Genomic DNA, 22,725 nt, shown 5'->3' with positions numbered 1-22,725 from the left:
TTAAAATAACATTATCAATTTTTGTAATAATACAAGCAGGGCTAATGTTTTATTTCACCAAGATGCTTCTTCCTTTGGGAGAAGATTTATACGCCTATTCTATCACGGACATCATTGCAACTATAAAAGCTTCTGGGGAATTAAACTTCATTAATCTTTCAGCTATAGCGATAATTTTCGCTTTGATTTTTTTTATTCTTGGTCTTGGAAAAAAACTGCCTATCAATTTAAAAAGCTCACTAATACTCACTAGTGGCTGCTATTTATACTTATTGGTTTTTAATTTTATACCTCAAGAGGGAATAGGTTCTGCCTCTGAACTGGACAGAAACCTTAAAGTAAACAAATCCTTCTATCTCTATAATCAATCATACAATTATTTTACAGCAAGAAATTCAATGTACTATGACTTTTTCCTCACCTCAAGTGGCGGAAATTCTTTAGTAGATAAGAAATATGTGTCCACAGAATACCCTTTCCTGCACGAAAATAACTATCCTGATGTACTAGGTAAGTTTTTCAATGAATTTGATACAATGCCTGACATTGTTTTTGTATTGATAGAAAGTTTGGGAAAAGCTTATTCTGGAAAAGATGCTTACTTGGGAAGTTTCACACCATTCTTAGACTCTTTGGAAAATCACTCTTTATATTGGAAGAATAACCTCTCTACTACTGGGAGAACTTTTGGGATATTGACTGGTACTTTTGGTTCTTTACCATTTGCGAAAAACGGCTTTATGGAATTAGCCCCAAACCTTCCAAAACATTTGAGTTTGATGTCAATTTTAAAACACAACGGCTACACTGTAAATTATCATATTGGTGCCGATAAAGCATTTGACAATGTAGGTACATTTTTAAACTATCAAAATGTCGATAGAATCTTAGACATTAGTTCATTTGATCCTGATTTTAAAGAAACACCTTCTAATACAGGGTTTTCCTGGGGATACCCAGATAAGGCAATGTTCGAAAATGGTATGAGAAAAATAAGTAGAGAAACTAATCAACCTCAGTTATCTATTTTCCAAACGCAAACTTCCCATGATCCTTACATTATACCAGATGAAAAAATCTATCGGGAAAAGTTTGTGGAACATTTAAAAAACACCTTAAAAATCGAGCCTCAAAGAATGAATGAATATCTAAAGTACACAAATGTATATTCTAGCATAATTTATACTGATGATGCTATCAGGGAGTTTTTTAATGCTTATAAAAGAATGCCAAATTTCGAAAATACAATCTTTATATTCACCGGGGATCACAGATTACCAGAAGTACCTATGTCCACTAGGATTGACAGATTTCATACTCCTTTGATGATTTACTCCCCAAAACTAAAAACCTCTAGAATGATGGCTGGTGTCACTACTCACTTTGAGATCACACCGACAATATTGAGCTTGTTATCAGCTAGATATGAAATAAAGCAACCTACACTGGTAGCTTGGAAAGGTTATGTTTTGGATACCGCTATAAATTTTCAATCAAAAATCTCACAACCTTTGATGCGGAATAAAAACCAGCTTCTTGAATACATTAGCGGAGAATATGTATTATCTGACAATCAATTGTTTATACTTTCTGATGGAATGAATTTAGACCCTATCACGGACAATACACAAAAGGAGAAACTAAACAGGGAATTTGGAAATTATATCAACGATAATAGACACGCTACAGAATTTGACAAAATCATTCCTGATTCATTGACTGTCTATATGCCTAAAAACTAATGTTTGGTCTTATTCGAGTATGTTTCTTTCGTTATTTCTTTCATTAGAGGATAGTAGTAGTTCCAAAAGAAACTTCTTCTCTGTGAAAAATCATCAGCATGCAAAAACATCCTCCACATTCTCCCCAAACCTTGAAACTTATAAGAATTATCAGTGATTCTATTATCTGAATAATCTCCAGCAAAATAGTAAAAGGAGCCATTTCCCTTTCTTCTTTTGATGACTGCCGGAAAATATCTGGGAAGCCCCATTTCATTGAGCAATTCTATACCTTTTGGAGTAGGGTGGACATCATAGTGAGAAATCACTTCATATTCCCTACTTATCAGAAGTATATCAAACCAATATGGGTATTTTACCACTTCAGAAAGACCATATTTTTTTTGATTCAAGATATTCGTAACTACACTCGGTACAGGATCTCTCAAGTGTTCATTGTCGCGCATCACTTCTATCCTGCCATTTTCATGTAAGAAAATTATGCCTGAACCATTGAAATCCCAAATACCATCGTGCTGGTTTTTGTAAGTTGTGATCATCCAATCTGGAATTTCTTCATTGAGAACTATATTCAGTTCATCAAAATATCTCCCAATCCATCCAGTCCATTTTACTTCCATCAAATTCTCAAACTCTGTCCTTACCTGTTTGCTTGTAGGTGATGCGATCGAATTAAATTCCGTAATGACAACTTTCTCTGCCTCATAAGCACTTTTGATCATGTAAAGATCATCTGCATTCATTCCCCCATAGATTTTCTTTGACCTGTCTTCCCCTACATTTTCAGTGAAATCATTTTCATAAACACCATAAGTATCTGATATATATAATAAATCTAAATCTTGGACAAGTCTATCTTTTACTGAAAGAGACATATTTGAAAAATCATTGATTTCATGCTCTCCTTGATCACCCCGTAGATAATAGCCAAAATACCCTTTTTCACCCAAATATTTCGAGCCATTCGTTTTGGTATATTTCAAATGATTGAGAACCCACTGAATACTTTGAAATTCCCCTTGTTCCTTATTCGGAACTGTCTTATCCAAAATTACCACTTCTAAACCCGCACTTGGCTTTCCTTGCCAAGAAAGATAACTCAACAAAGGAAAAGCAAAAAACACCAACATAAAAAAGATGATCCATTTGAAAAGCAGTCTAAATTCAATCGGGAAATATCTATCCAAAAACTTCTTCATCAAAACCTAAATTCAGTTCCTATTGAAATATTTAGATTGTTTCTGAAGTTTCCTTGATTGATCTCATCTCTGGAATACCCCACAAACCCAAAACCCATCCACCGATCAGTCCACAATTGCTGATATCCAACTCTAGCTCTGTATGAATTCAATAATTGTGATTGAAAATCCCTGTTCTCTTCGTCGGGAGAAACACCTGTACTAAATTGAATACTAAAGAAATCTTCGGCACCTTTGAAGTAATATCTCGTTTGAAAATTTCCGCTTACAGAACTTCCATCAGCCCCCGGAATAACATTTAACCTAAGATTGAGCCACCAATTGCTAACATATTTACCAAGAGAACCTGTAAGAATATGAGTAACTTCACCAAACTTCAGGTGGCGATATCCTGCGTCTATTTCAAAAGCTTTAGGGAGATTCCAATAAACACTTGCCCCAAACCTATACCTTGGAAAAAAGAATGAATCAGAGTAACCAACATTGAAATAACCATAGGAATTTTTCTCCAAGGAAGGATAGGCATCTACTTCAAATTGGGTTCCATTGGCATCAAATCGAGAAGAATTTGTCACTCTGGCAATAAGTGATCCTGTCAATTTAGTAGTGGTTCTTCCATATAAGGAATAAGTGTTCCAAGCGCTAATCTGACCTCTGAAATTATCATAGTCGTAAGTAGCACCTACAGCATTATTTCTCCCCAGTCTTTGAAGAGTTTGGATGTAGGTCAAAAGACCTTCTATTTTGTTGTCCTTTTCAAAAACCTCGCGAGCAACTTTCAGTGCGTCATTATATTCCTCTTTGTAATAGAACAATCTTGATTTTCTATACATCAAAAGTGAGGACTGTGGACCGATTTGTTGAATTCCCTTATCAATGATTAACTCTGCCTTTTCATAGTTTTCAGACCAGAATAGATTATCGATATAGGCTATATAAGCATCTTGATAAGCTGGACTTGCATCTATCGCTCTTTCAAAATATACAGAAGCAGAATCATAAGCACCATCCCAACTATATGATCTTCCTACCAAAATCAAAACATCTGCATAAGAAGGGTATTTTTCTAGAATCCTCAAAGCAATAGTTCTGCCTTCTTCCCTCTTACCCTCCAAAATAAGTTTTCGAGCATCCAAGAACAACTCGTCTGGGTCGAAGGAATCCTGCGCACTTACATTTTGAACAACTGTAAACAAAAGCACTAGGACAATAAAGAAATTAAACAAATTGTATTTCCCCATAATGATTTTTTTATAACTTATTCAGCTACTTTTTGCTTATCAGTAGCCTTATCGAATCCTTTTCTGATCATGACTCCCCATCCACCTTTTCCTTTTATAAAGTCCCAATGACCTTTCAATCCCCACCATACTAATTTGGGATGGATAATAAAAGGTTCTAGCAAAATTGTCTGAATCAATTTATTGAGGTCTTTCGAGCTTTTATAATTATTGTATGCAATTTCTTCATAGAGAATACTGAAGGAAGAAATCATTATTGCAAAAAAGTATATTAAAATAAACAAGCCTATAAAATACAATGCACTGATATCACCTGTTACAATCATTGCCAAAGTATAAAGAATACCTAAAAATTCTAAAATCGGTGCACTTTTTTCAAAAACGGACCAAAAAGGGTATGATACCATTCCCATAATTCCATAATCAGGATTAAATCGAATCTTTTGGTGGAGTTGAAGTGTTTCAATTGTTCCACGCATCCACCTATTTCTCTGTCTTGACAATATCTGTTCAGACTCAGGAACTTCTGTCCAACAAAGTGGATCTGGCACAAAGCCTACTTTGTATGGGATTTTGTTCTCTTCCATATATCTCCGCATCCTTACCACAAGTTCCATATCTTCACCAACTGTTTTTGGAAAATACCCTCCCACTTTTAAAACCAAATCTCTTTTGAAAAAACCAAAAGCACCTGAGATCAACATCAAGCCATTGATTCTAGTCCATGCCATTCTTCCCATCAAAAATGACCTGAAGTACTCAATCACTTGAAATCTTCCCAACAAACTATCAGGAACTCTGTATTTTGTAACCGTTCCATCTGTGATATCGCAATTATTCGCTACTCCTATTACTCCACCAACTGCAATTACTTGCCTGTTGGTTTCCTCCATAAATGGACGCATCATCCGGGTTAAAGAATCACTAGAAAGTATACAGTCCACATCTATACATGCAATAATCTCATTACTAGATATGTTTATTCCTACATTCAATGCATCTGCCTTTCCACCATTTTCCTTATCAACTACGGTAAGTTTAGCATATGACGGATTGGTAGATTTATAAACTCCTATCACTTTCTGAGCCGATATAGCTTCATGGTAGGCGTAGTTTGTTTTTTTCAATTGAAAGTTTTCAATTAAAATTGATATCGAATCGTCCTTTGATCCATCATTTACCAATATCACTTCAAACTTTCCATAATGAAGTGAAAGCAGACTCTTTACATTTTGTACAATCGTATTGCCTTCGTTGTAAGCCGGTGCTATGATAGAAATACTCTGGGCTAGAGGTGAGGTTATGATATCTTTATAATCAGCAAACTTATTTTTCCTCAAATGATCTCTCATTTCCAATGCTGACAATACTGTAGTAAGTAAGTAAACCAATATAATTGCAAAACTATATAACAGAAAAAAAATCCCTAATATATCAATCAATATGTTAAAAAGAAGACTATACATCGCTTAGAAGTGGGTCTTGTAAATGGTTTTGGATGGCAATAAACGTCTCATTACTTTCATCCATCACAAATTGATCAAAACTATCTTTGTTCAATTTTACTAATGCACTTAAAATCTCTTTTTGAAGGACAAAGCTGTCCACTGATTTCAGTCTTTCCTGAAGCAATAATTCAGACTTCTCATCTCCGATATTTTTCAAGGTTTTTATTGCCTGCAAACAAAGGCGCTCTTTATTTGAAAACAAAGATTGATGAACATGATCTAACTCTGTCTGTGCACCAAGAGAATTAAAACCTTTCAATATTTCTATTTTTTCTTCTTCAGATGCGGCAGGATACATTTCTGCTAATTTGGCTATCCTATCCATTCTCCCTAAATATCTCACTAATTTGATTCCAAAGATCCTAACGGAAGGATTTTCTGACTCCATTAAGTAAATGATCTTTACGACATCTTTGGAAGAAAGGTATTTAATGATCCTCAAATAGATCATCTGCTGCCATGCAGATAATGGATAGGTTTGGTTTGCTAATACATTCAGGTTTTTATCCAAAGAAAGGTTCAATTGTGTAGCGACAGCACTAGACCTTATATGAAAGTTTTTGTGATTCACAAGTTTTTCTATCTCTGGAAGTGCTTCTTTTAAGTCCATTTCATTGATTTCTACAATTGCCGATGTCACCACATCCCAGCTTTTACTTTTGAGTCTATTTATACTGAAAAGATGAAGATCAAGCTTTCTATAAAAAAGTTTTAGCTTCAATTTAAATTCACCTTTCATGTTTTTATTGAGGCTAATAATCTCTTGGATCAAGACCATTTTGAACAATGGTTTTGAAAGGTAATTCTTCGGTAAATAAGATTCAATCTCTGCTTTAGAATAACTTTCAATCTCTTCAAGACTTTTGTCAAACAAAATGATAGAAATTGGCTCGTAAGTCAATTCTTTAAACTTTTTTGACAATTCATTTCTTTGCTTATTCCTTGATTTAATAAAAATCATGATAACTACCAAAATGATTGAAGAAAGTAGAAAAAGCACCAAAATGGATATCAAAATAATCACTTTAATATCTTGGAGAAGTTTCAGTTTAAGCTTGTGAAATGGTTTAAAATCAACTTTTGAACCTAGGATTATAAGTTCTCCATCTGACACCTCCGAAGCCCCATTTGTCATCGGTATAAAAATTTCATTTCTGATCAAGTTATTCAAATAAGAATCTACCGCTTCCCTATCTACTTCTTTATCAAAAATTATATACTTAACATGAAACTTTAAATTATACCTTTCTTCAAGGATTGATTTTAACACTAAAGCATCATTGTAAGTCTGAATAGTATCTGACAACCAAAAATTATTATTTTTAAAAAACCCTTCATTTTCAATTTCAAACAATTCATATTGTTTTACTTCAACTGAAAGCTGAAATAATAAACCTTGAATATTAGACTCCAAGATCAAAATCTCTTCTATTTCAGAAGTTGAGAGCGAGTCTACTTGTCCTTTACAAATGTATGAATTCAAAAAAATGAAAGTTAAAAATAGAAGTGCACTATTCTTTGAACAGAAGAATTTCATTAATTAAGTTAATTATTTAACAAGCGCTTTACCCTTATTGCCAACTCATTAGGATTGAATGGTTTTGGTATAAAATCCGAGGCCCCTAAATTAAATGCTTCCATTACGGTACCTTCTTCTTCACCCAATGAACTTAAAACTATAATTGGGACTTTAGGACTGAATTTCTTTGCATGATTGATGATCTCTATACCGTTTTTGAAAGGAATCATCACATCTGTTATGATCAAATCTGGTGATTCATTCTCAATAGCAATAATACCTTGAAGACCATCCTCAGCCATTATAACTTTATAACCATCCTTTTTGAGTCTAAACTGTACTAAGCGTGAGATAAGCTTATCGTCTTCAATTATCAAAACATTTTTCATCCTTCTACATTTTTCCTTATTCGAAAGATACGTGGTTTTTTTTATAAAAAAAGTTATGCCAAATCACATCCAAAGTACAATTTTAATGGAGATATTTATAAATATATGAATTTGATTTACAATTTAATAAAATTGCCGTTCCTAACATTTTTAAGCATAAAGAAAAAATAAAGATTTTTCAAAAAAGAATCTTTTACTAGATTACAATTTAATAATTCAACCAATCATCAATCTATAGAATGAAAATCTACACAAAAATTAAGTTACAATGTAGCTTTTTGATGGTGATGTTTTTCTTAGCAAGTTCCAACTTACTAGCTCAAAGTGATCCCAGCGGGACCAAAAGGGTAACTGGAAACTATGCTATCAAAAACGCTACTATCACAACATCACCAGGGAAAACTATCAGTGGAGCCACCATCGTTTTGAAGGATGGTCTTATCTCAGCAGTAGGAACAAATATCACAATTCCTGCTGGCACTGACATCATTAATGGGGATTCGCTATTTATCTACCCAGGATTTATAGACGGAGCTAGTTCGGCGGGTATTTCAAGACCAGCAGATCTTGAAAGACCATCAAACTTTGATTCCTCCAACCCATCAGACGAGCTTGCTGGGATCACTCCTTGGAGAAATGTTCTTGATCAACTCGATATGAATAGCAACTCCATCAATGATTGGAGAAAAGCTGGCTTTACAATAGCGCAAATGATACCTGATGGAGGTATGATCTCTGGGAAATCAGCTATTGTAGTATTTGGAAGTCCAAATTCAACAAATGTTTTGATGCAAAACACAGCTGTCAGTGCACGATTTAGAGGCTCCAGGGGAATGTACCCTGGTACTCCATTAGGTGTAATGGCAAAGTTTAGGGATGTTTATAAAAACGCTGAATTATCCTCAAAACATACCAATCTTTTCACTTCAAACTCAGGATTGAATAGACCAGAGATAAATAAAACACTCGTGGCAATGTATCCTGTATTGGATAAGAACATCCCAGTCATCTTTGAGGTTTCCAATGATCTTGAAATTAGAAGGGCACTAAGACTACAAAAGGAACTTGGATTCAAACTGGTACTCTCAGGAGTAACTGAAGTTGAAAAAGTAATCCAAGAAATCAAGGCTGCTAATGCAACTGTGTTGTTGGCTTTGACTTTGCCAGAAGACAAAACTAAAAATAAGTCTGAAGACCTAAGTGAAGAAGCTGAAGGTCGCACAAACCGCGTGAAAGAGGCATATGAATCAGCTCTAAAACAAGCAGGGATTCTTGAAAAAGAAGGTGTGAAATTCGGTTTCACTACTAACGGATCAAAATCAGGAGACTTGATGAAAAACATCAAAATCATGATCGAAAATGGTCTAAGTGAAGATGCAGCTTTGGCAGCTTTGACGATCAATTCTGCAGAAAATTTAGGTATCCAAAAATTCGCAGGAACATTAGATAAAGGCAAGTTGGCCAATATGGTAATTACTACCGCTCCATTGTTTTCAGAAGATGCTCAGATCAAACACGTAGTGGCCGATGGTTATGTTTTTGATTATGAAACCAAAGCAAAAAAAGCCTCCAATGGAAATAAAAACGGCAAAACGAGCGAAGCAGTAGCTGGAACTTGGGAATACATGTCAGAAACTCCAGCGGGTAGCTCTGGTGGCACGATGACCATAGGTCGTTCTGGCGATAGCTATGAAGGGACAATTACTTATGATGACCCATCTGGAAATGGAAAAGCAGAAGCGCCAATGAAAAATATCATTGCAAAAGATAATGCATTGAGCTTTTCATTTGACGTTTCCGCAGGTGGTATGGAAATCAAAGTGTCAGTTTCTGGTGATATTTCAGACGAGAAATTTACAGGAAAAATGTCACTTGCTGAATTTGGGAGTTTTCCACTGACCGCAACGAAAAAGCCAAATCAATCCAATCTTTAAACCAGAATAAAAATGAAAAAGCTTAATTATATCTTAGCCGCATTTTTGGTAATGGTTTGGATGCCTTCAAAGGGACAAACCCAAAAAGGCTCTGTGCTTATCAAAAATGCAACCGTAATTACCATTACCCAAGGTGATCTGGAAGATACAGATGTCCTTGTAGAAAATGGAATCATCAAAAAAATAGGAAAAGGACTTACTGCAAACAATGTCACCACTGTAGATGCCAAAGGCAAATATGTGATGCCAGGAATCATTGACGCTCACTCACATGTAGCTCTTGATGCCGTCAATGAAGCTACAGCACCTATCACATCTGAAGTACAAATGGCAGATGTAGTAGATCCGTATGATATTGGAATCTACAGAGCGCTTGCCGGTGGGGTGACTATCTCCCATGCAATGCATGGCTCAGCAAATGCAATAGGCGGTCAAAACATCACTTTGAAACATCGCTATGGAACATTCAACCCAGAGGATCTTTACATGAAAGAAGCTCCAAGGACAATTAAGTTTGCTCTTGGAGAAAATCCTACAAGAGTACATGGTAGAGGTAAAAACATCCAACCAAGAACTAGGATGGGTGTAGAAGCTATCATCAGAAATGGTTTCAACGAAGCCTTGCAATACAAAAAAGGATGGGAAAACTACCAAAATGAATCAAAGCAAAAAGGTGCAACGCCAATTCCTCCAAAATATGACGGAAGACTCCAGACACTTGTTGACATACTTGATGGGAAAGTAATCATCCATTGTCATTCATACAGAGCTGATGAAATCTATGCCTTAATCAATACATGTAGAGATTTTGGAATTACTAACATTGTATTTTCCCATGTAAATGAAGGTTTCAAAGTGGCTCCCGAATTGGCAGAATATACAATGGGGGCATCTGTTTTTGCAGATTGGTGGGCTTACAAGTTTGAAGTGTATTATTCTACTGCTTACAATGCCGCTATTTTGACCGAAAATGGTGTAATCACCTCCATCAACTCTGATTCAGGAGAATTGATCAGACATTTGTATCACGAAGCTGGCAAAACACAGAGATATGGACAGTTGAGTGATCAGCAAGCATTGGAATTGATCACCATCAATCCTGCTAAGCAACTTGGTATAGCTGACAAAGTGGGATCAATAGAAGAAGGCAAACAAGGTGATTTGGTTATATTCAATGACCACCCACTTTCTGTGTATGCCATTCCTCAGATGACATTTGTAGATGGAGTGAAATATTTTGACATCGAAGAGGATCAAAATGACATGAGAATCAGTGTAAGCGCTATGGAAACGGTCGAGCCGATATTCTTGAAAGAGCATGACCATAGCTGTATGCATGGTGTAGATTTCTTTTTTACCAATTTCGGAAGAAATTTATTTGAACATTCTCACTAATTCGATCAAAGGATATTTCAAAAATCTAATATATCATGAAGAAATATAAAGCAATAATATATACAATGGCAATGGCTCTCCTACCCTTGTTGTCGCAAGCACAACAATTCGATGGAGAATTCATCAAGCCAAGAAATGGGAAGTTTCTTCTCCAAAATGCAACTGTAGTCACTGTCACAAAAGGAAACATTGAGAAAGGAAGTGTCTTGATTGTCAACGGAAAGATTGAAGCAGTTGGTAAGGATGTTCCTGCTGGAGACGCTGAAGTGATCGATTGTACTGGACAGTTTATTTACCCAGGACTTTTTGATGGTGGTGGAAAACTGGGTTTGGTAGAAGTCAATTCTGTACCGGAAACACAGGATTTCTCTGAAATCGGAAATGTGACGCCAAATATGCAAGCATTGGTAGCTATCAACCCAAATTCAGAAGCAATTCCAGTAACAAGAGTAAGTGGCGTGACCACAACATTGGCTAACCCAGCTGGTGGAATCTTCCCTGGTACTGCTGCATTGATAAACCTGAATGGATATACGCCAGATCAAATGTACGCAGGTTTTAAAGGTATTATTTTGAATTTCCCTACATCTGCCCGAAGAAGTACTTGGGATAGAAGAAGTGATGAGGAAGTAAAAAAAGATGCTGAAAAAGCCCAAAAAGATCTCAATGACATTTGGGGTAGAGCAGTCAAATACCATGAACTGAAAGCTGCTGGAGGAGAACTAAAGTTTTATCCAGAAATGGAACAATTAGCTAAGGCTGTGACTGGAGAGCTTCCTCTTTTGGTTGAGGTAAATGCAGCAACAGATATTGAGGTTGCTATCAAGTGGATCGAAGAAAAAGGTGTAAAAGCAATCCTTACCGGAGTAGCTGAAGGATGGAGAGTAGCAGATAAGATCGCAGCATCTGGACTTCCAGTAATTACGGGGCCTGTTTTGTCAATTCCTACCCGACAATCAGATAGGTATGATGCTGCTTACACCAATCCCGGCAAAATGGCCAAAGCTGGTGTAAAAGTAGTAATCAGATCAAATGATACAGAAAATACCAGAAACCTTCCTTTCAATGCTGGATTTGCAGCAGCTTATGGAATGGGCAAAGAAGAAGCTCTGAAAGCTGTCACAATCAATGCAGCCGAAGTGTTTGGCATTGCTGATAGAAGAGGATCTATAGAGGCTGGGAAAGACGCTACCCTTTTTGTTTCCTCTGGCGATCCATTCGAAACACGTACGCAAATATACCATGTGTTTATAGATGGATACAGGGTCCCAATGAGCAACAGGCATATCAAGCTATATCAAGAATTCTTAGAAAGATCACCAGGCTTGGAGAAGTAATCTCAAAAATCCTTTTAAAAAATGCGGACTTGATTTTCAAGCCCGCATTTTTTTTATTCATTTGTAAAAAAAATATTTGTTATGAAAATACTCAATGCGAACTTAAGCTATTGGTTTCTGATTTTTCTATGTTTAGCATCTTGTCATACATCAAATGAAGATCCAATGCAGGAAGCTATCGAAATCTTCCGAACAGGTTATGCCCCTGACAAACGGGTCGCATTATGGGACATACAGTGGGATGGAAAAACCCTTAGTGGAGAGACAAACCTTGATCATGCATTAACCCCGTTTTTAGCTCATATAGATTCTCTCGGAATCAAGTATGACAACAATATAAAACTACTTCCTGAGGTTGACCTTGACGGAAAAGAATATGCTGTAGTAACGATATCGGTAGCCAATATCCGAAGTGATGCAAAGCATTCTGCTGAACTAGCTACTCAGGCTACTCTCGGTACTCCATTGAAAGTATTGAAAAAACAAAGCTCTTGGTATCTCGTCCAAACACCTGATGGATATATATCATGGGTAGATGCTGCTGGTATTCAATTGATGTCAGAACAAGAAGTCAATGATTGGTACAAAAGTGAAAAAGTTGTTTTTACAGAACTTTTCGGCCATGTTTTTTCCACAGAAAATGAAGATGAAACTGTAACTGATTTAGTGGCAGGAAATATTTTGGTGGCAGCCAAAGAAGGAGAAAAACATTTGGAAGTGGTGCTACCAGATGGTAGGTCTGGATATGTCAAAAAAAATCATTTGATGTCTTTCGACAAGTGGATGGGGTCTAGAGAAACGAGCGAAGAAAACCTAATTCAAACTGCAAAATCAATGATGGGCGTTCCATATCTTTGGGGAGGTACATCTATTAAAGGTGTAGATTGTAGTGGATTTACCAAGACAATCTATTTTCTCAATGGCGAAATCATCCCAAGAGATGCTTCACAACAAGTTCATGAGGGAGAAGAAGTGGATTCTAATAGAAAATGGGAAAATCTCAAAGTAGGGGATTTGTTGTTTTTTGGAGAAAAACAAAGCGAAGATAAAAAAGAACGTATAGTCCATGTAGGCATGTGGATTGGAAACAATTCATTTATCCATTCTAGAGGAAGGGTTCGTATAGGGAGTTTTGATCCTTCAAGTCCTGATTATGATGAATATGAGCTCAATCGCTACCTAAGAACCAAACGAATCGTAGGTAAAGAAAGTAAAAACATCAAGAATGTCGAAGACCTTTTTGAGTCTATTCCCAAAAACTCATGAAAATAGCAGAAACGCCAAAACCTCCATATTTCGCAGTCATATTCACAAGCCTTCTCAAAAATAATCAGGAAGGTTATCATGAAATGGCTGAATTGATGGAAACTCTCGTCATCAAACAGGAAGGTTATCTTGGTCACGAGTCCGCAAGAGATGGGCTAGGAATTACTATCAGTTATTGGAAAAGTTTGGAAAACATAAAAGATTGGAAAGCAAATTCCGAACATCTTATTGCTCAAAAGTTAGGAAAAGAAAAATGGTATAAACAATTCAAAACTAGAATTTGCAGAGTAGAGAGAGAATATGGTTTTTCTGACACTTTGAATACTTGACAAAGCAATCAAATAAATTTTTTATCTATTAATTTTACGTGCTAGTTTTCTTACCAGTAGCCAAATAAATTGATATATATTTAGTCAATTGATGCAATAATTACTAATCAACCAATAAAAACTACATGTATGATTTTATTGGGAAATTCACCTATTGATGGCATTGCAGATTATCATATAATAATTTCCAACTTTAGTTTATACCATTCATTCTACTTGCCATCCTTTTTTAAGCTGACCTTATAATCATCCGGAGTTCCCTTCATATTGATATTGACAAATCGAACTCTTTTATCCTGATCTCTGTAGACTATGGCATCTTCTTGATCGGGGTCAACTTCAGCTTTGTTCTTACCTCCAAAAAGAGCTCTAAATCCAACTTGTGTTACCAAAGCCAAAGGTACCCTGATAAAATAATCCATGTTCAGGTCCAGACTTTGGCTACCAGATATCTCAATAAAACCTAGACTTGAATTGATATTCATTCTCGGGATATTGAGAATGCCTCCTTTAAGTTCAAATGTGTTGCTCAGGGTGTCAAAACGTACATTTTTCAAATTCCTATCTGAAAAATAGCTAGACATGGCATCCAAAGGGGCGAAATTCACCAAACTACCTTGGTAAACTGTCAAATCCATTTTTGCTTCAGATTTCTCTATTATTGGTGTAAGATCTGGATACACCAAAAATTTGCTTGTAATCTTACCACTTACTTTGCCATGAAGATTTTCATTGATCAGATAATCTTGTCCAAAATTTTCAAACTTAATCAAAAGCTTATCCAAATCCAGTTTGTTTGCAGTCATTTCACTGCTGAAATAAATTTCATCTGGATTAGAACCATTGAAATAACCTTTAACCCCGAGTGAACCATCTGCAATCCCAAATCCAAGTGTATCAAGATACAAAAAGTGCTCCTCGTTAGTTCTTGCTTTTGCAACAATATCATTTAACCAAAATGTGTGGTAATTTAACTTATCAATATCAGCTTTAAACTCCATTTTGGAAAATGGCAACTTGAATATATTGAATGCTTCTTGATGATTGGTATCTACTTCAATCCCTTCAAAGCCAAGTAATGCGTCCATATCCAAAACTTGTGATCTCAGATGAAAGTAATTTTGCTTTTGTGGATTGTTTGGAATTGAATCTTTTTGCCCTAAAAAATAGCCTAGCTGTATTGAAAAATCTGACATTCCCATTTTCCCACGGAAATTATCCATTGTTAGGTAATCATTTTCATAGTGCACCCTTCCGGCAAAATCTTCCAATTTCAATGGATGAATCTTCATTTTCCCATCCAAATCTTCCAAATAAAAGTCTGCTGATTTGAAATCTCCTTGATAGTGCAAATCAACTTTCCCTTTCAAGTTAAGGTTTGAAATCACTTCCTTACTATAATCTTCAGGAAGATAATTAACGCCATCATAACTCAAAAGGTCATTAAGCCTAAGTTGCTTTGATGTCAATTTAAAATCAAAACTGCTATCCCCTACCTTTTTATCTTGAAACCATTTTTTGTAATTAACAATTTTACCTGTGAAGAGAAAATCACTTTCGTCAATTTCTCCTTTGAAATCCTTCACTTCAAGATATTCATCTCGGATAAAAACATCTGCATGAAAATCATGCAATAGATGAGGGTAGTTTTTGAATTTGGCGTACAAATCCTCAATAAAAAACTCTCCTTCTGGTAGGTAATCATATTGATAAAGCTCTTTCCCTGTAGTCTCAAATGCCAACTTAATCTGAAAATCAGTAATTTCTTCATTTATTCTTGTATTACTTGAATCTGATAGGGTCAATTCTTTCATATTCAGATAATTAGACTTCGCATTAAGTTTTGCTTTGATTGGTAAGTCATTGGCATGAAGTAATACTGGGAAATCACTCAATTCTCCTGAAAACGCCATGTCAGACTCCCCTATTTTAAAACTCAAAGAATCCAATACAACCTTGCCTTTCTTCATATAAGCATATCCATTGGCATTTTTGATAGGAAGTCCATATTCAGGTATCTGAATACTTAGGTTCCTTAAAGTCAATTCACTTTGGAGACTTCCCTCTACACTAGATATAGAACTCATCGTCAAATCCATATCAATTAACTCATCAAAGTCCATATCCAAAAGAACTTGACCTTCTATCCCCTTCAGACCATCCAACTCGAAAAACTCACCCAAGAATCCCAAATCAAGATCAGCATTCACATTAATTTTGACATATGGATCTTCGAAATTTCTGATGATTATCCTTCCCTGAAAAATCCCTTCATCAGGTCTTGCATAAAAATTTTGCAGCTGGATTTCTGAAGTCTTTAGACTTCTCTCCTTTCCATTGGTATAAAAACCTGAAAACCTTAATTCATCTACTTTCTTTTGTATTCCTGAATTGAGAAAATAAGCATTATCTGCACCAAATTCCACAGCAACTGCTGGGCTTTGTCCATTTCCAGCGATACCTTTTACAGAGCCTGAAAAATAAACCTCTCCTTCATTTTTATATCTCTTGAGTATCTGAGCGGCATCATTTGGTAAAAATGCTGCAAAAATATTGAAATCAGGTTTCTCTCCATTTAAACTCAAGTCTAAATCCATCCCTTCTTCTATCATATTTACCTGACCACTTAGTGCAAGTACAGCCTCTTCTAATCTAATCCTTGAAGGTGAAATCATCAATTGTTCCAAATCCTCGAAATAATCAAGCTCCAAATCCAGATGGACTTTTTTATCAGCAAAAAATGTGTTTTTACCATCTTGGTCAAGATCAAATATCAAATCAGAAACTACATCTACATAAATATGTCCACTCTTCATACTGAAGCTGGTCAAAAGCTGGTCAATATGAAATACTAAATCCTGCTTACTTGACAAATCTGAATATGTAATATCAAATTTATCAAGTGTAAGACCTGCCAAGTCAAAAGCTAACTCAGCTTGATCTTTGTCATCTTCTATATTTTGATCTTTCACTCCTTTGGCCAAAAGTAGATTGATATCTCCATTCTCAAATTTTATAATATCCAAATGACCATTAGAAATCTTCAATTTTTTCACTTTGTACTCACTCCGAATGATGTCCCATACGTTGAAGCCAATGTAGAAATCTTCAGCTTCATAAATAGGTTTGTTGTCTTTTGCTTTCGAATCAAAAAATTTAATGTTTTTCAGATCTATTGATATATAGGGAAAATTTGCAAATGGAGAAATGTAAGAATCTTCGATTGTAATCTCACCAACAAACTCTTCATTGATGGTAGTCAAAACATTTTGCGTCAACACTTTTTGCTTACTATAAACAACCCAAATTGAAATGACAAAAATCAAGGTTGGGACTAAAAAAAACAGGGATATGATTAATAATCTTTTTTTCTTCATTTGTATTTTATTACTCTAATTCTAACGCAAAATTAATGTAAAAGTATAACTAATTAATCTACATTATCTTAATCTAAACACGCAATTTGGCTAAATTTAAGATTTTAGAATTGGGAATCTAGATTCTAACATCTATAATCTACATGATAAATATTCTTTACTTAGATGCCTTGGCAAAGGAAAGTATGCAGTCAAATTATACCATCATCCAAGTTTCTCTAACTAGCACACAAACTTATGATATCTTAGAAACTCAAATTCAAACAATAAAAGTCTAAAAATTAGTTCTTTTTTGAAGAAAGGAAATATTTGATCTTCTAAATACTAGATATTCCTTTAACTTTGTTGAATTAACATTAATCATTAAACCTATAAAAAATGAAATTCTTTATTGACACTGCAAACCTTGACGAAATCAGAGAAGCATACGACCTTGGAGTCCTTGATGGCGTTACTACCAATCCGTCATTGATGGCAAAAGAAGGCATTAGCGGAGACGCAAATGTTAGAGCTCACTACAAAGCAATCTGTGATATTGTAGATGATAAAGTAAGTGCTGAGGTAATCTCTACTGATTTTGAAGGCATGATCAAAGAAGGTAAAGAGTTGGCTAAAATCGATGATAAAATTGTGGTAAAAATCCCAATGATCAAAGATGGCGTAAAAGCAATCAAGTATTTCAACTCTGAAGGAATCAGAACAAACTGTACTTTGGTGTTTTCTGCAGGTCAGGCAATCTTAGCCGCAAAGGCAGGAGCTTCCTATCTATCACCATTTATCGGGAGACTTGATGATATTTCTTACGATGGTCTTGAGTTGATAGAGCAAATTGTACACATTTACCATACTTATGGCTTCGCGACTGAAGTTTTGGCTGCATCTGTAAGACATTCTATGCATTTGATCAAATGTGCTGAAATCGGTGCTGATGTAGTAACTTGTCCTTTGAAAGTAATCACTGGCTTGCTTAAGCATCCATTGACAGATTCTGGATTGGCTACATTCCTTGCTGATCACGCAAAAGCTGCTGGAAAATAAAATAAAAACCCACGGATTAGCATTTTGAAGTTTTATTGTGAATTATCATAACAATTTAGGTTCAAAAGAAGTAATCCGTGGGAATATTCATCGTTATACAAACCGACCCAAATAGATGTACATCATAAAAGTCAAAGGCAAAGCTAAAATACCAGATTATATACAGATCAGAGATGAGAACTTTGTATTAGTAGCATATTTTAGAGCTGACAGACCTATGAAGAATGTTGAGAAATTTGGTTTGGAAGGAAAAGAAGAAGCCTTAGAGGCTTTGATCAAAAATCTTCCTTTTGGAAAACTTCAAAAATTGGAATTGTAAGAATGGATTTCACAGGAGAACCGATCATAAAAGTACAAGATGCAGGAATCTTTCAAGGATTAGATGCAGTATTGCACAATGTAGATTTCAGCATTGAAAAAAATGAATTTGTTTTTCTAATAGGAAGAACAGGAAGTGGAAAAAGCTCCTTGCTCAAAACCCTCTATGCCGACTTACCTCTTAGGATGGGAGAAGCCGAAATAGTCGGATTCAACCTAAATAAAATAAAAAATAAAGACGTCCCTTTTCTAAGAAGAAAATTGGGAATTGTTTTTCAGGACTTTCAATTATTCCCTGATAGATCAGTAGCTGAAAATATTTTTTTTGTGATGAAAGCTACAGGATGGAAAGACAAAAGCAAGATGAAAAGCAGGATGGCTGAAGTCCTTATGCAAGTAAATCTTGGTGATGCTGCCACCAAAATGCCACATCAATTATCAGGAGGAGAACAACAAAGAGTCGTGATCGCTAGAGCCTTAATCAATGAACCCGCAATACTACTAGCTGATGAACCTACTGGTAATCTGGACCCTGATGTAGCGGACGGTGTATTTAAACTTTTTCAGGAAATCAACAAACAGGGGACTGCAATCCTGATGGCTACCCACAACCATGATTTACTCAGAAAATATCCATATAGAGTATTGAAATGTGAAAAGGGATTGCTTTTGGATAGCAAGACTTCTGACATTTCTATCAATACTTCTTCATATTGATGAAACCTTGCCCCTCCAAAGTGATATAGACAATAGAAAACTTTTAACATCTGATATTACAGTAATTTCTCGTATCTGGGAATAGCAAGCTTTTTTTGTAGGTATTAAACTACTTATATCAAGTATTTAATGGAAAGAGTGCCTTTCTTTTGAACAGGTAGAAATGAAAATTTAATTAAAGAATATCAATGTTTTATTTTTTTCTATTAAATTACTCCCCTTCAATCTATCTTTTTGTAAAATCATCTTAGTGAAAACAAAAACAGATTGTAAAAAGTTAAATCTCCAAATTAAAAGTTATGATTTCATTCAAACACAAGTTTAGAACTTATTTGTTCTTTGTTATTTTGGCTACTGTTATTTTTTCTTGTAAAGAGGATGATGACATCAAGCCAGATGAGAAGGAAGAAGTAGTACCTTCTCCAAATGTTGCTATCAACAATTGGATACAATCTGTGATGAGGGAAGTATACTATTGGCTAGATGATATGGGAACTCCAATTTCATTGAATTCTGAGCCTACTGCTTATTTCCAATCTTTACTTTTCAAACCAACAGATAGATTTTCGGTAATTTACCCAAATTTTCAAGAATTAATGAGTAGTCTATCGGGAGTATCTACTGAAGCAGGATATGAATTCAGTTTAATGCGTGAAAGTCCTGACAATCAAAATGTCATAGCGCCAGTTACTTATATAAAAAAAGGAAGTCCAGCTGATATCGAGGGGTTAAAGAGAGGAGATATTTTAACTCAAATCAATGGGACAACAATGACTTTAGGTAACTATCAATCATTATTGAGAGGTATTTCATCAAGTCACTCTGTAACTTATCGAAGATTTGACGAAGGAAACAACACTTACGCTGCAGGTCAATCAATTAATCTTACTACTACATTGATTGAAGAAAATCCTAACTTCTTAGACACAATATATACTATTGACAATCAGAAAATCGGATATTTTATTTATAACTTCTTTTCCCCTGGGGTTGAAAATTCAGAAGGAGAAATGGATACAAGATATGACCTTCAAATGGATGAGGTCTTTGCCAACTTTAAGGCTGAAGGTATTAATCATTTAATAATTGATTTTAGATATAATGGAGGAGGATATGTTTCTAGTTCTGTCAATTTAGCTAGTTTGATTGCTCCGAATATTACCTCGACAAGTGTATTCTCCAAAACAAAATTTAACAGTTTTCTTTCAAGATTTTCTCAATTCCAAAATGTTCAAACAAACTTTAAAGAAAAAAGTCAAAATATTGGAAATTTACTTTCAGAAAATAAAGTATTTGTTATCACATCTACTAGAACTGCATCAGCAAGTGAATTAGTGATCAATTCACTGAGACCTTACATGGAGGTAGTCTTAATCGGAGACGTTACCAATGGTAAAAATGTAGGTTCAGTACCTTTTGAGGATGAAGATAATCCTAACAACAATTATGGTTTGTTGCCCATCATCACAAAAAGCTTTAATAGCCTTGATCAATCTGATTATGGAAACGGCTTTTCGCCGGACTTCAATATCAACGAACTTGATTTCATTAACTTAGTAGACCTTGGAAACCTCAATGAACCTTTATTAAAAGCTACTATGGATAGGATTTTAAATAGGCCACCTGCAGGTAGAAGATCCAAAATAGAAAGGGAGCAAATATCTTCCTCATTGGACAGAAAAATCAGACAAGGACTTTTACTTGAAGATTCGAAATCAGTAAAAGAAGCTTTCGAAAAAATAAAATAAAACAAAAAATACCGAATTAAATTTAATTTTCTAAAACCCGATATTGTTAAAAACGATATCGGGTTTTTCTTTTATTTATCAGCCTATAATCGTATTATCGCTAATTAAAACCGAAATTACCCATGGATTATAAGATAAGAGATTGCGAAGAAAAAGACCTTGAAGATTTGGTGAGATTGTGTGCTGCACATGCAGAATATGAAAAAGGAGAGTTTGAACCCACAGGTAAAGTAGAAGCGCTCAGAGATGGGATTTTTGGAGATCCCAAAAGACTTAACTGCTGGGTGGTGGAATTTGATGGAAAAGTAGAAGGATTCGCTACTTATACTTTTGATTACTCTACTTGGGATGCTGCTTCATTTTTGTATATGGATTGCCTCTACCTGAATGAAAGCATCAGAAGCAAGGGAATCGGCACTGAGATCATGAAGAGAATCCAAGCTGTTGCAAAAGAAAAAAACTGCGTAAATATCCAATGGCAAACACCTGAGTTCAATGCATTGGCCATCAAGTTTTATGTCGGGCTAGGAAGTACCGGAAAGCAAAAAATGCGCTTTTTTATGAAGCCTTGATTGATTTGTAAAGATCAATCGTTATTTGCTTTAAGTTAAGCTCAGCAGTATTTCTGAAATCGGGTTTTGAGAAATCCAAATCAGGCAATGACATCACCAAATAAAAGCCATCTTTTCCACCTTCATCTCCAGAGGTGATTAGGATGGTTTTCTTTTGATGTTTTTTTGAAATCTGCAACAACTCATAACTTCCCTTCCCTCCTGCTGATTGACTATCATATCTCCCCTCTCCTGTAATTACCAATTCTGCAGTTGCTATCTTTTTTTCTATTTCTACTTTTTCAAAAAACCATTTTGAACCCATTTCAATAGTCAAATCAAAGAAATGCGCCAAACCAAAAGCAACTCCACCTGCTGCCCCAAAACCAGGCAAATCATTGATTTCCTTGGAACTTTTCTCTCTAAAAATCCTAATCAAATTTTCGCAATAGGTCAAATAAGCAGCATGCTGATCCGATTCCAGCCCTTTTTGTAAACCAAAAACAGGAACAGCTCCAGACTCGCCAAAAAACTTATTGTCAACATCACAAAGAATAGTGAATTTCAAATCTCTTTTTATAATTGGCGCTTGGATGTATTTGATTTTCGAAAGTAGATTGTCAGAAAACATACTCAATTCCCTGCCTTTTTCATCCAAAAAAAGAAATCCTAAAGCTCTCAAAATCCCAACACCCAAATCAATGCTTGCACTTCCTCCCAATCCCAAGATGATATGTCTAGCTCCATTTGATACGGCATCTTGGATCAATTCACCTGTCCCATAAGAATTGGCTATCCAAGGATTGATTTCTTCTGAATTAAGAAATTTGATACCTGACACTGTAGAGATGTCCAAGTAAGCTTTTGCATGCACAGTATCCAAAAAGTAATAACCCAACCGCGGTCTCCCTATTGCATCCAGTGCGAAAAGCTCTTTCTGCTCCAATTTCAAAGCATTTCCCAACAAGAAACAAGTCCCATCACCACCATCAGCAATGGGACATAGTTCAATATCAAAATCTTTGTCACAATCCTGCAAAGTCTCTCCTATGATAGCAGCTGCAATATCTGCTTCCATCGTTCCTTTGAAAGCATTAGGTGAGATTAAAATTTTCAT

18 protein-coding genes are annotated in these 22,725 nt (G+C 35.4%); 11 read left to right on the top strand and 7 right to left on the bottom strand.

Annotated features, from left to right (window positions below; translation table 11 throughout):
* Window positions 1-44 precede the first annotated feature (44 nt).
* On the top strand, window positions 45-1,742 hold the full coding sequence (locus tag MM213_RS18720; protein ID WP_241414422.1) for an LTA synthase family protein: 1,698 nt from the start codon (window positions 45-47) through the stop codon (window positions 1,740-1,742).
* Here the strand turns inward: MM213_RS18720 and MM213_RS18715 are convergent.
* From MM213_RS18715 to MM213_RS18695, 5 genes are all read right to left on the bottom strand, one after another.
* The gene (locus MM213_RS18715; protein WP_241414421.1) at window positions 1,739-2,941 is read right to left on the bottom strand and encodes a hypothetical protein; all 1,203 of its coding nucleotides are present in this window, start codon (window positions 2,939-2,941) and stop codon (window positions 1,739-1,741) included. The two genes, MM213_RS18720 and MM213_RS18715, sit on opposite strands and share 4 nt — an antisense overlap.
* On the bottom strand, window positions 2,941-4,182 hold the full coding sequence (locus MM213_RS18710; RefSeq protein WP_241414420.1) for a YaiO family outer membrane beta-barrel protein: 1,242 nt from the start codon (window positions 4,180-4,182) through the stop codon (window positions 2,941-2,943). The genes MM213_RS18715 and MM213_RS18710 overlap by 1 nt, the downstream gene beginning before the upstream one ends.
* A 17-nt stretch (window positions 4,183-4,199) precedes the next feature.
* A complete protein-coding gene (locus MM213_RS18705) occupies window positions 4,200-5,624 on the bottom strand; it encodes a glycosyltransferase family 2 protein (protein WP_241414419.1) in 1,425 nt (474 codons plus the stop codon).
* A 16-nt stretch (window positions 5,625-5,640) separates the two neighbouring features.
* Window positions 5,641-7,173 carry a HEAT repeat domain-containing protein gene (locus tag MM213_RS18700; protein ID WP_241414418.1) on the bottom strand — a complete coding sequence of 511 codons (1,533 nt, stop codon included), beginning with the start codon at window positions 7,171-7,173 and terminating at the stop codon, window positions 5,641-5,643.
* 62 nt (window positions 7,174-7,235) lie between these two features.
* On the bottom strand, window positions 7,236-7,598 hold the full coding sequence (locus MM213_RS18695; protein ID WP_241414417.1) for a response regulator transcription factor: 363 nt from the start codon (window positions 7,596-7,598) through the stop codon (window positions 7,236-7,238).
* Between the two features lie 239 nt (window positions 7,599-7,837).
* Between MM213_RS18695 and MM213_RS18690 the strand changes: the two genes are divergently transcribed.
* From MM213_RS18690 to MM213_RS18670, 5 genes are all read left to right on the top strand, one after another.
* On the top strand, window positions 7,838-9,532 hold the full coding sequence (locus MM213_RS18690; RefSeq protein WP_241414416.1) for an amidohydrolase family protein: 1,695 nt from the start codon (window positions 7,838-7,840) through the stop codon (window positions 9,530-9,532).
* Window positions 9,533-9,544: 12 nt separating this feature from the next.
* A complete protein-coding gene (locus MM213_RS18685) occupies window positions 9,545-10,927 on the top strand; it encodes an amidohydrolase family protein (protein WP_241414415.1) in 1,383 nt (460 codons plus the stop codon).
* A gap of 35 nt (window positions 10,928-10,962) precedes the next feature.
* Window positions 10,963-12,264: an amidohydrolase family protein gene (locus MM213_RS18680; protein ID WP_241414414.1), complete on the top strand. Its 1,302-nt coding sequence runs from the start codon at window positions 10,963-10,965 to the stop codon at window positions 12,262-12,264.
* 81 nt (window positions 12,265-12,345) lie between these two features.
* Window positions 12,346-13,530: a C40 family peptidase gene (locus tag MM213_RS18675; protein ID WP_241414413.1), complete on the top strand. Its 1,185-nt coding sequence runs from the start codon at window positions 12,346-12,348 to the stop codon at window positions 13,528-13,530.
* Complete coding sequence (locus MM213_RS18670) at window positions 13,527-13,859, top strand: antibiotic biosynthesis monooxygenase family protein (RefSeq protein WP_241414412.1); 333 nt, start codon at window positions 13,527-13,529, stop codon at window positions 13,857-13,859. Before MM213_RS18675 ends, MM213_RS18670 begins: the two co-directional genes overlap by 4 nt.
* A gap of 212 nt (window positions 13,860-14,071) precedes the next feature.
* Here the strand turns inward: MM213_RS18670 and MM213_RS18665 are convergent, their stop codons facing one another.
* On the bottom strand, window positions 14,072-17,236 hold the full coding sequence (locus MM213_RS18665; RefSeq protein ID WP_241414411.1) for an AsmA-like C-terminal region-containing protein: 3,165 nt from the start codon (window positions 17,234-17,236) through the stop codon (window positions 14,072-14,074).
* 378 nt (window positions 17,237-17,614) lie between these two features.
* On the opposite strand from MM213_RS18665, the gene fsa reads away from it, so the two are divergent.
* The 5 genes from fsa (at window position 17,615) to MM213_RS18640 (ending at window position 21,629) form a co-directional block, all read left to right on the top strand.
* Window positions 17,615-18,274 (top strand): fructose-6-phosphate aldolase, encoded by a 660-nt coding sequence (fsa, locus tag MM213_RS18660; RefSeq protein WP_241414410.1) that lies wholly within the window; start codon window positions 17,615-17,617, stop codon window positions 18,272-18,274.
* Window positions 18,275-18,389: 115 nt separating this feature from the next.
* On the top strand, window positions 18,390-18,593 hold the full coding sequence (locus tag MM213_RS18655; RefSeq protein ID WP_241414409.1) for a fructose-6-phosphate aldolase: 204 nt from the start codon (window positions 18,390-18,392) through the stop codon (window positions 18,591-18,593).
* 2 nt (window positions 18,594-18,595) lie between these two features.
* The gene (locus tag MM213_RS18650; protein WP_241273456.1) at window positions 18,596-19,309 is read left to right on the top strand and encodes a cell division ATP-binding protein FtsE; all 714 of its coding nucleotides are present in this window, start codon (window positions 18,596-18,598) and stop codon (window positions 19,307-19,309) included.
* Between the two features lie 299 nt (window positions 19,310-19,608).
* On the top strand, window positions 19,609-21,057 hold the full coding sequence (locus tag MM213_RS18645; protein ID WP_241414408.1) for a S41 family peptidase: 1,449 nt from the start codon (window positions 19,609-19,611) through the stop codon (window positions 21,055-21,057).
* A gap of 122 nt (window positions 21,058-21,179) precedes the next feature.
* Window positions 21,180-21,629: a GNAT family N-acetyltransferase gene (locus MM213_RS18640; protein ID WP_241414407.1), complete on the top strand. Its 450-nt coding sequence runs from the start codon at window positions 21,180-21,182 to the stop codon at window positions 21,627-21,629.
* Here MM213_RS18640 and MM213_RS18635 read toward each other — a convergent pair.
* Window positions 21,616-22,725 carry a glycerate kinase family protein gene (locus MM213_RS18635; protein ID WP_241414406.1) on the bottom strand — a complete coding sequence of 370 codons (1,110 nt, stop codon included), beginning with the start codon at window positions 22,723-22,725 and terminating at the stop codon, window positions 21,616-21,618. The genes MM213_RS18640 and MM213_RS18635 overlap by 14 nt on opposite strands.

Origin of the sequence: Belliella alkalica, from assembly GCF_022549785.1 — a bacterium.
Lineage (GTDB): Bacteria > Bacteroidota > Bacteroidia > Cytophagales > Cyclobacteriaceae > Belliella > Belliella alkalica.
The sequence above is the reverse complement of the archived record's forward strand: the minus strand, read 5'-3'. Positions and strand labels throughout refer to the sequence as shown.

Excerpts from the sequence above, each read along its gene's own strand:
- MM213_RS18720 (WP_241414422.1), top strand. The coding sequence starts at position 45 with ATGTTTTATTTCACCAAGATGCTTCTTCCTTTGGGAGAAGATTTATAC.
- MM213_RS18715 (WP_241414421.1), bottom strand. The coding sequence starts at position 2,941 with ATGAAGAAGTTTTTGGATAGATATTTCCCGATTGAATTTAGACTGCTT.
- MM213_RS18710 (WP_241414420.1), bottom strand. The coding sequence starts at position 4,182 with ATGGGGAAATACAATTTGTTTAATTTCTTTATTGTCCTAGTGCTTTTG.
- MM213_RS18695 (WP_241414417.1), bottom strand. The coding sequence starts at position 7,598 with ATGAAAAATGTTTTGATAATTGAAGACGATAAGCTTATCTCACGCTTA.
- MM213_RS18690 (WP_241414416.1), top strand. The coding sequence starts at position 7,838 with ATGAAAATCTACACAAAAATTAAGTTACAATGTAGCTTTTTGATGGTG.
- MM213_RS18685 (WP_241414415.1), top strand. The coding sequence starts at position 9,545 with ATGAAAAAGCTTAATTATATCTTAGCCGCATTTTTGGTAATGGTTTGG.
- MM213_RS18680 (WP_241414414.1), top strand. The coding sequence starts at position 10,963 with ATGAAGAAATATAAAGCAATAATATATACAATGGCAATGGCTCTCCTA.
- MM213_RS18675 (WP_241414413.1), top strand. The coding sequence starts at position 12,346 with ATGAAAATACTCAATGCGAACTTAAGCTATTGGTTTCTGATTTTTCTA.
- MM213_RS18670 (WP_241414412.1), top strand. The coding sequence starts at position 13,527 with ATGAAAATAGCAGAAACGCCAAAACCTCCATATTTCGCAGTCATATTC.
- MM213_RS18665 (WP_241414411.1), bottom strand. The coding sequence starts at position 17,236 with ATGAAGAAAAAAAGATTATTAATCATATCCCTGTTTTTTTTAGTCCCA.
- fsa (WP_241414410.1), top strand. The coding sequence starts at position 17,615 with ATGAAATTCTTTATTGACACTGCAAACCTTGACGAAATCAGAGAAGCA.
- MM213_RS18655 (WP_241414409.1), top strand. The coding sequence starts at position 18,390 with ATGTACATCATAAAAGTCAAAGGCAAAGCTAAAATACCAGATTATATA.
- MM213_RS18650 (WP_241273456.1), top strand. The coding sequence starts at position 18,596 with ATGGATTTCACAGGAGAACCGATCATAAAAGTACAAGATGCAGGAATC.
- MM213_RS18645 (WP_241414408.1), top strand. The coding sequence starts at position 19,609 with ATGATTTCATTCAAACACAAGTTTAGAACTTATTTGTTCTTTGTTATT.
- MM213_RS18640 (WP_241414407.1), top strand. The coding sequence starts at position 21,180 with ATGGATTATAAGATAAGAGATTGCGAAGAAAAAGACCTTGAAGATTTG.
- MM213_RS18635 (WP_241414406.1), bottom strand. The coding sequence starts at position 22,725 with ATGAAAATTTTAATCTCACCTAATGCTTTCAAAGGAACGATGGAAGCA.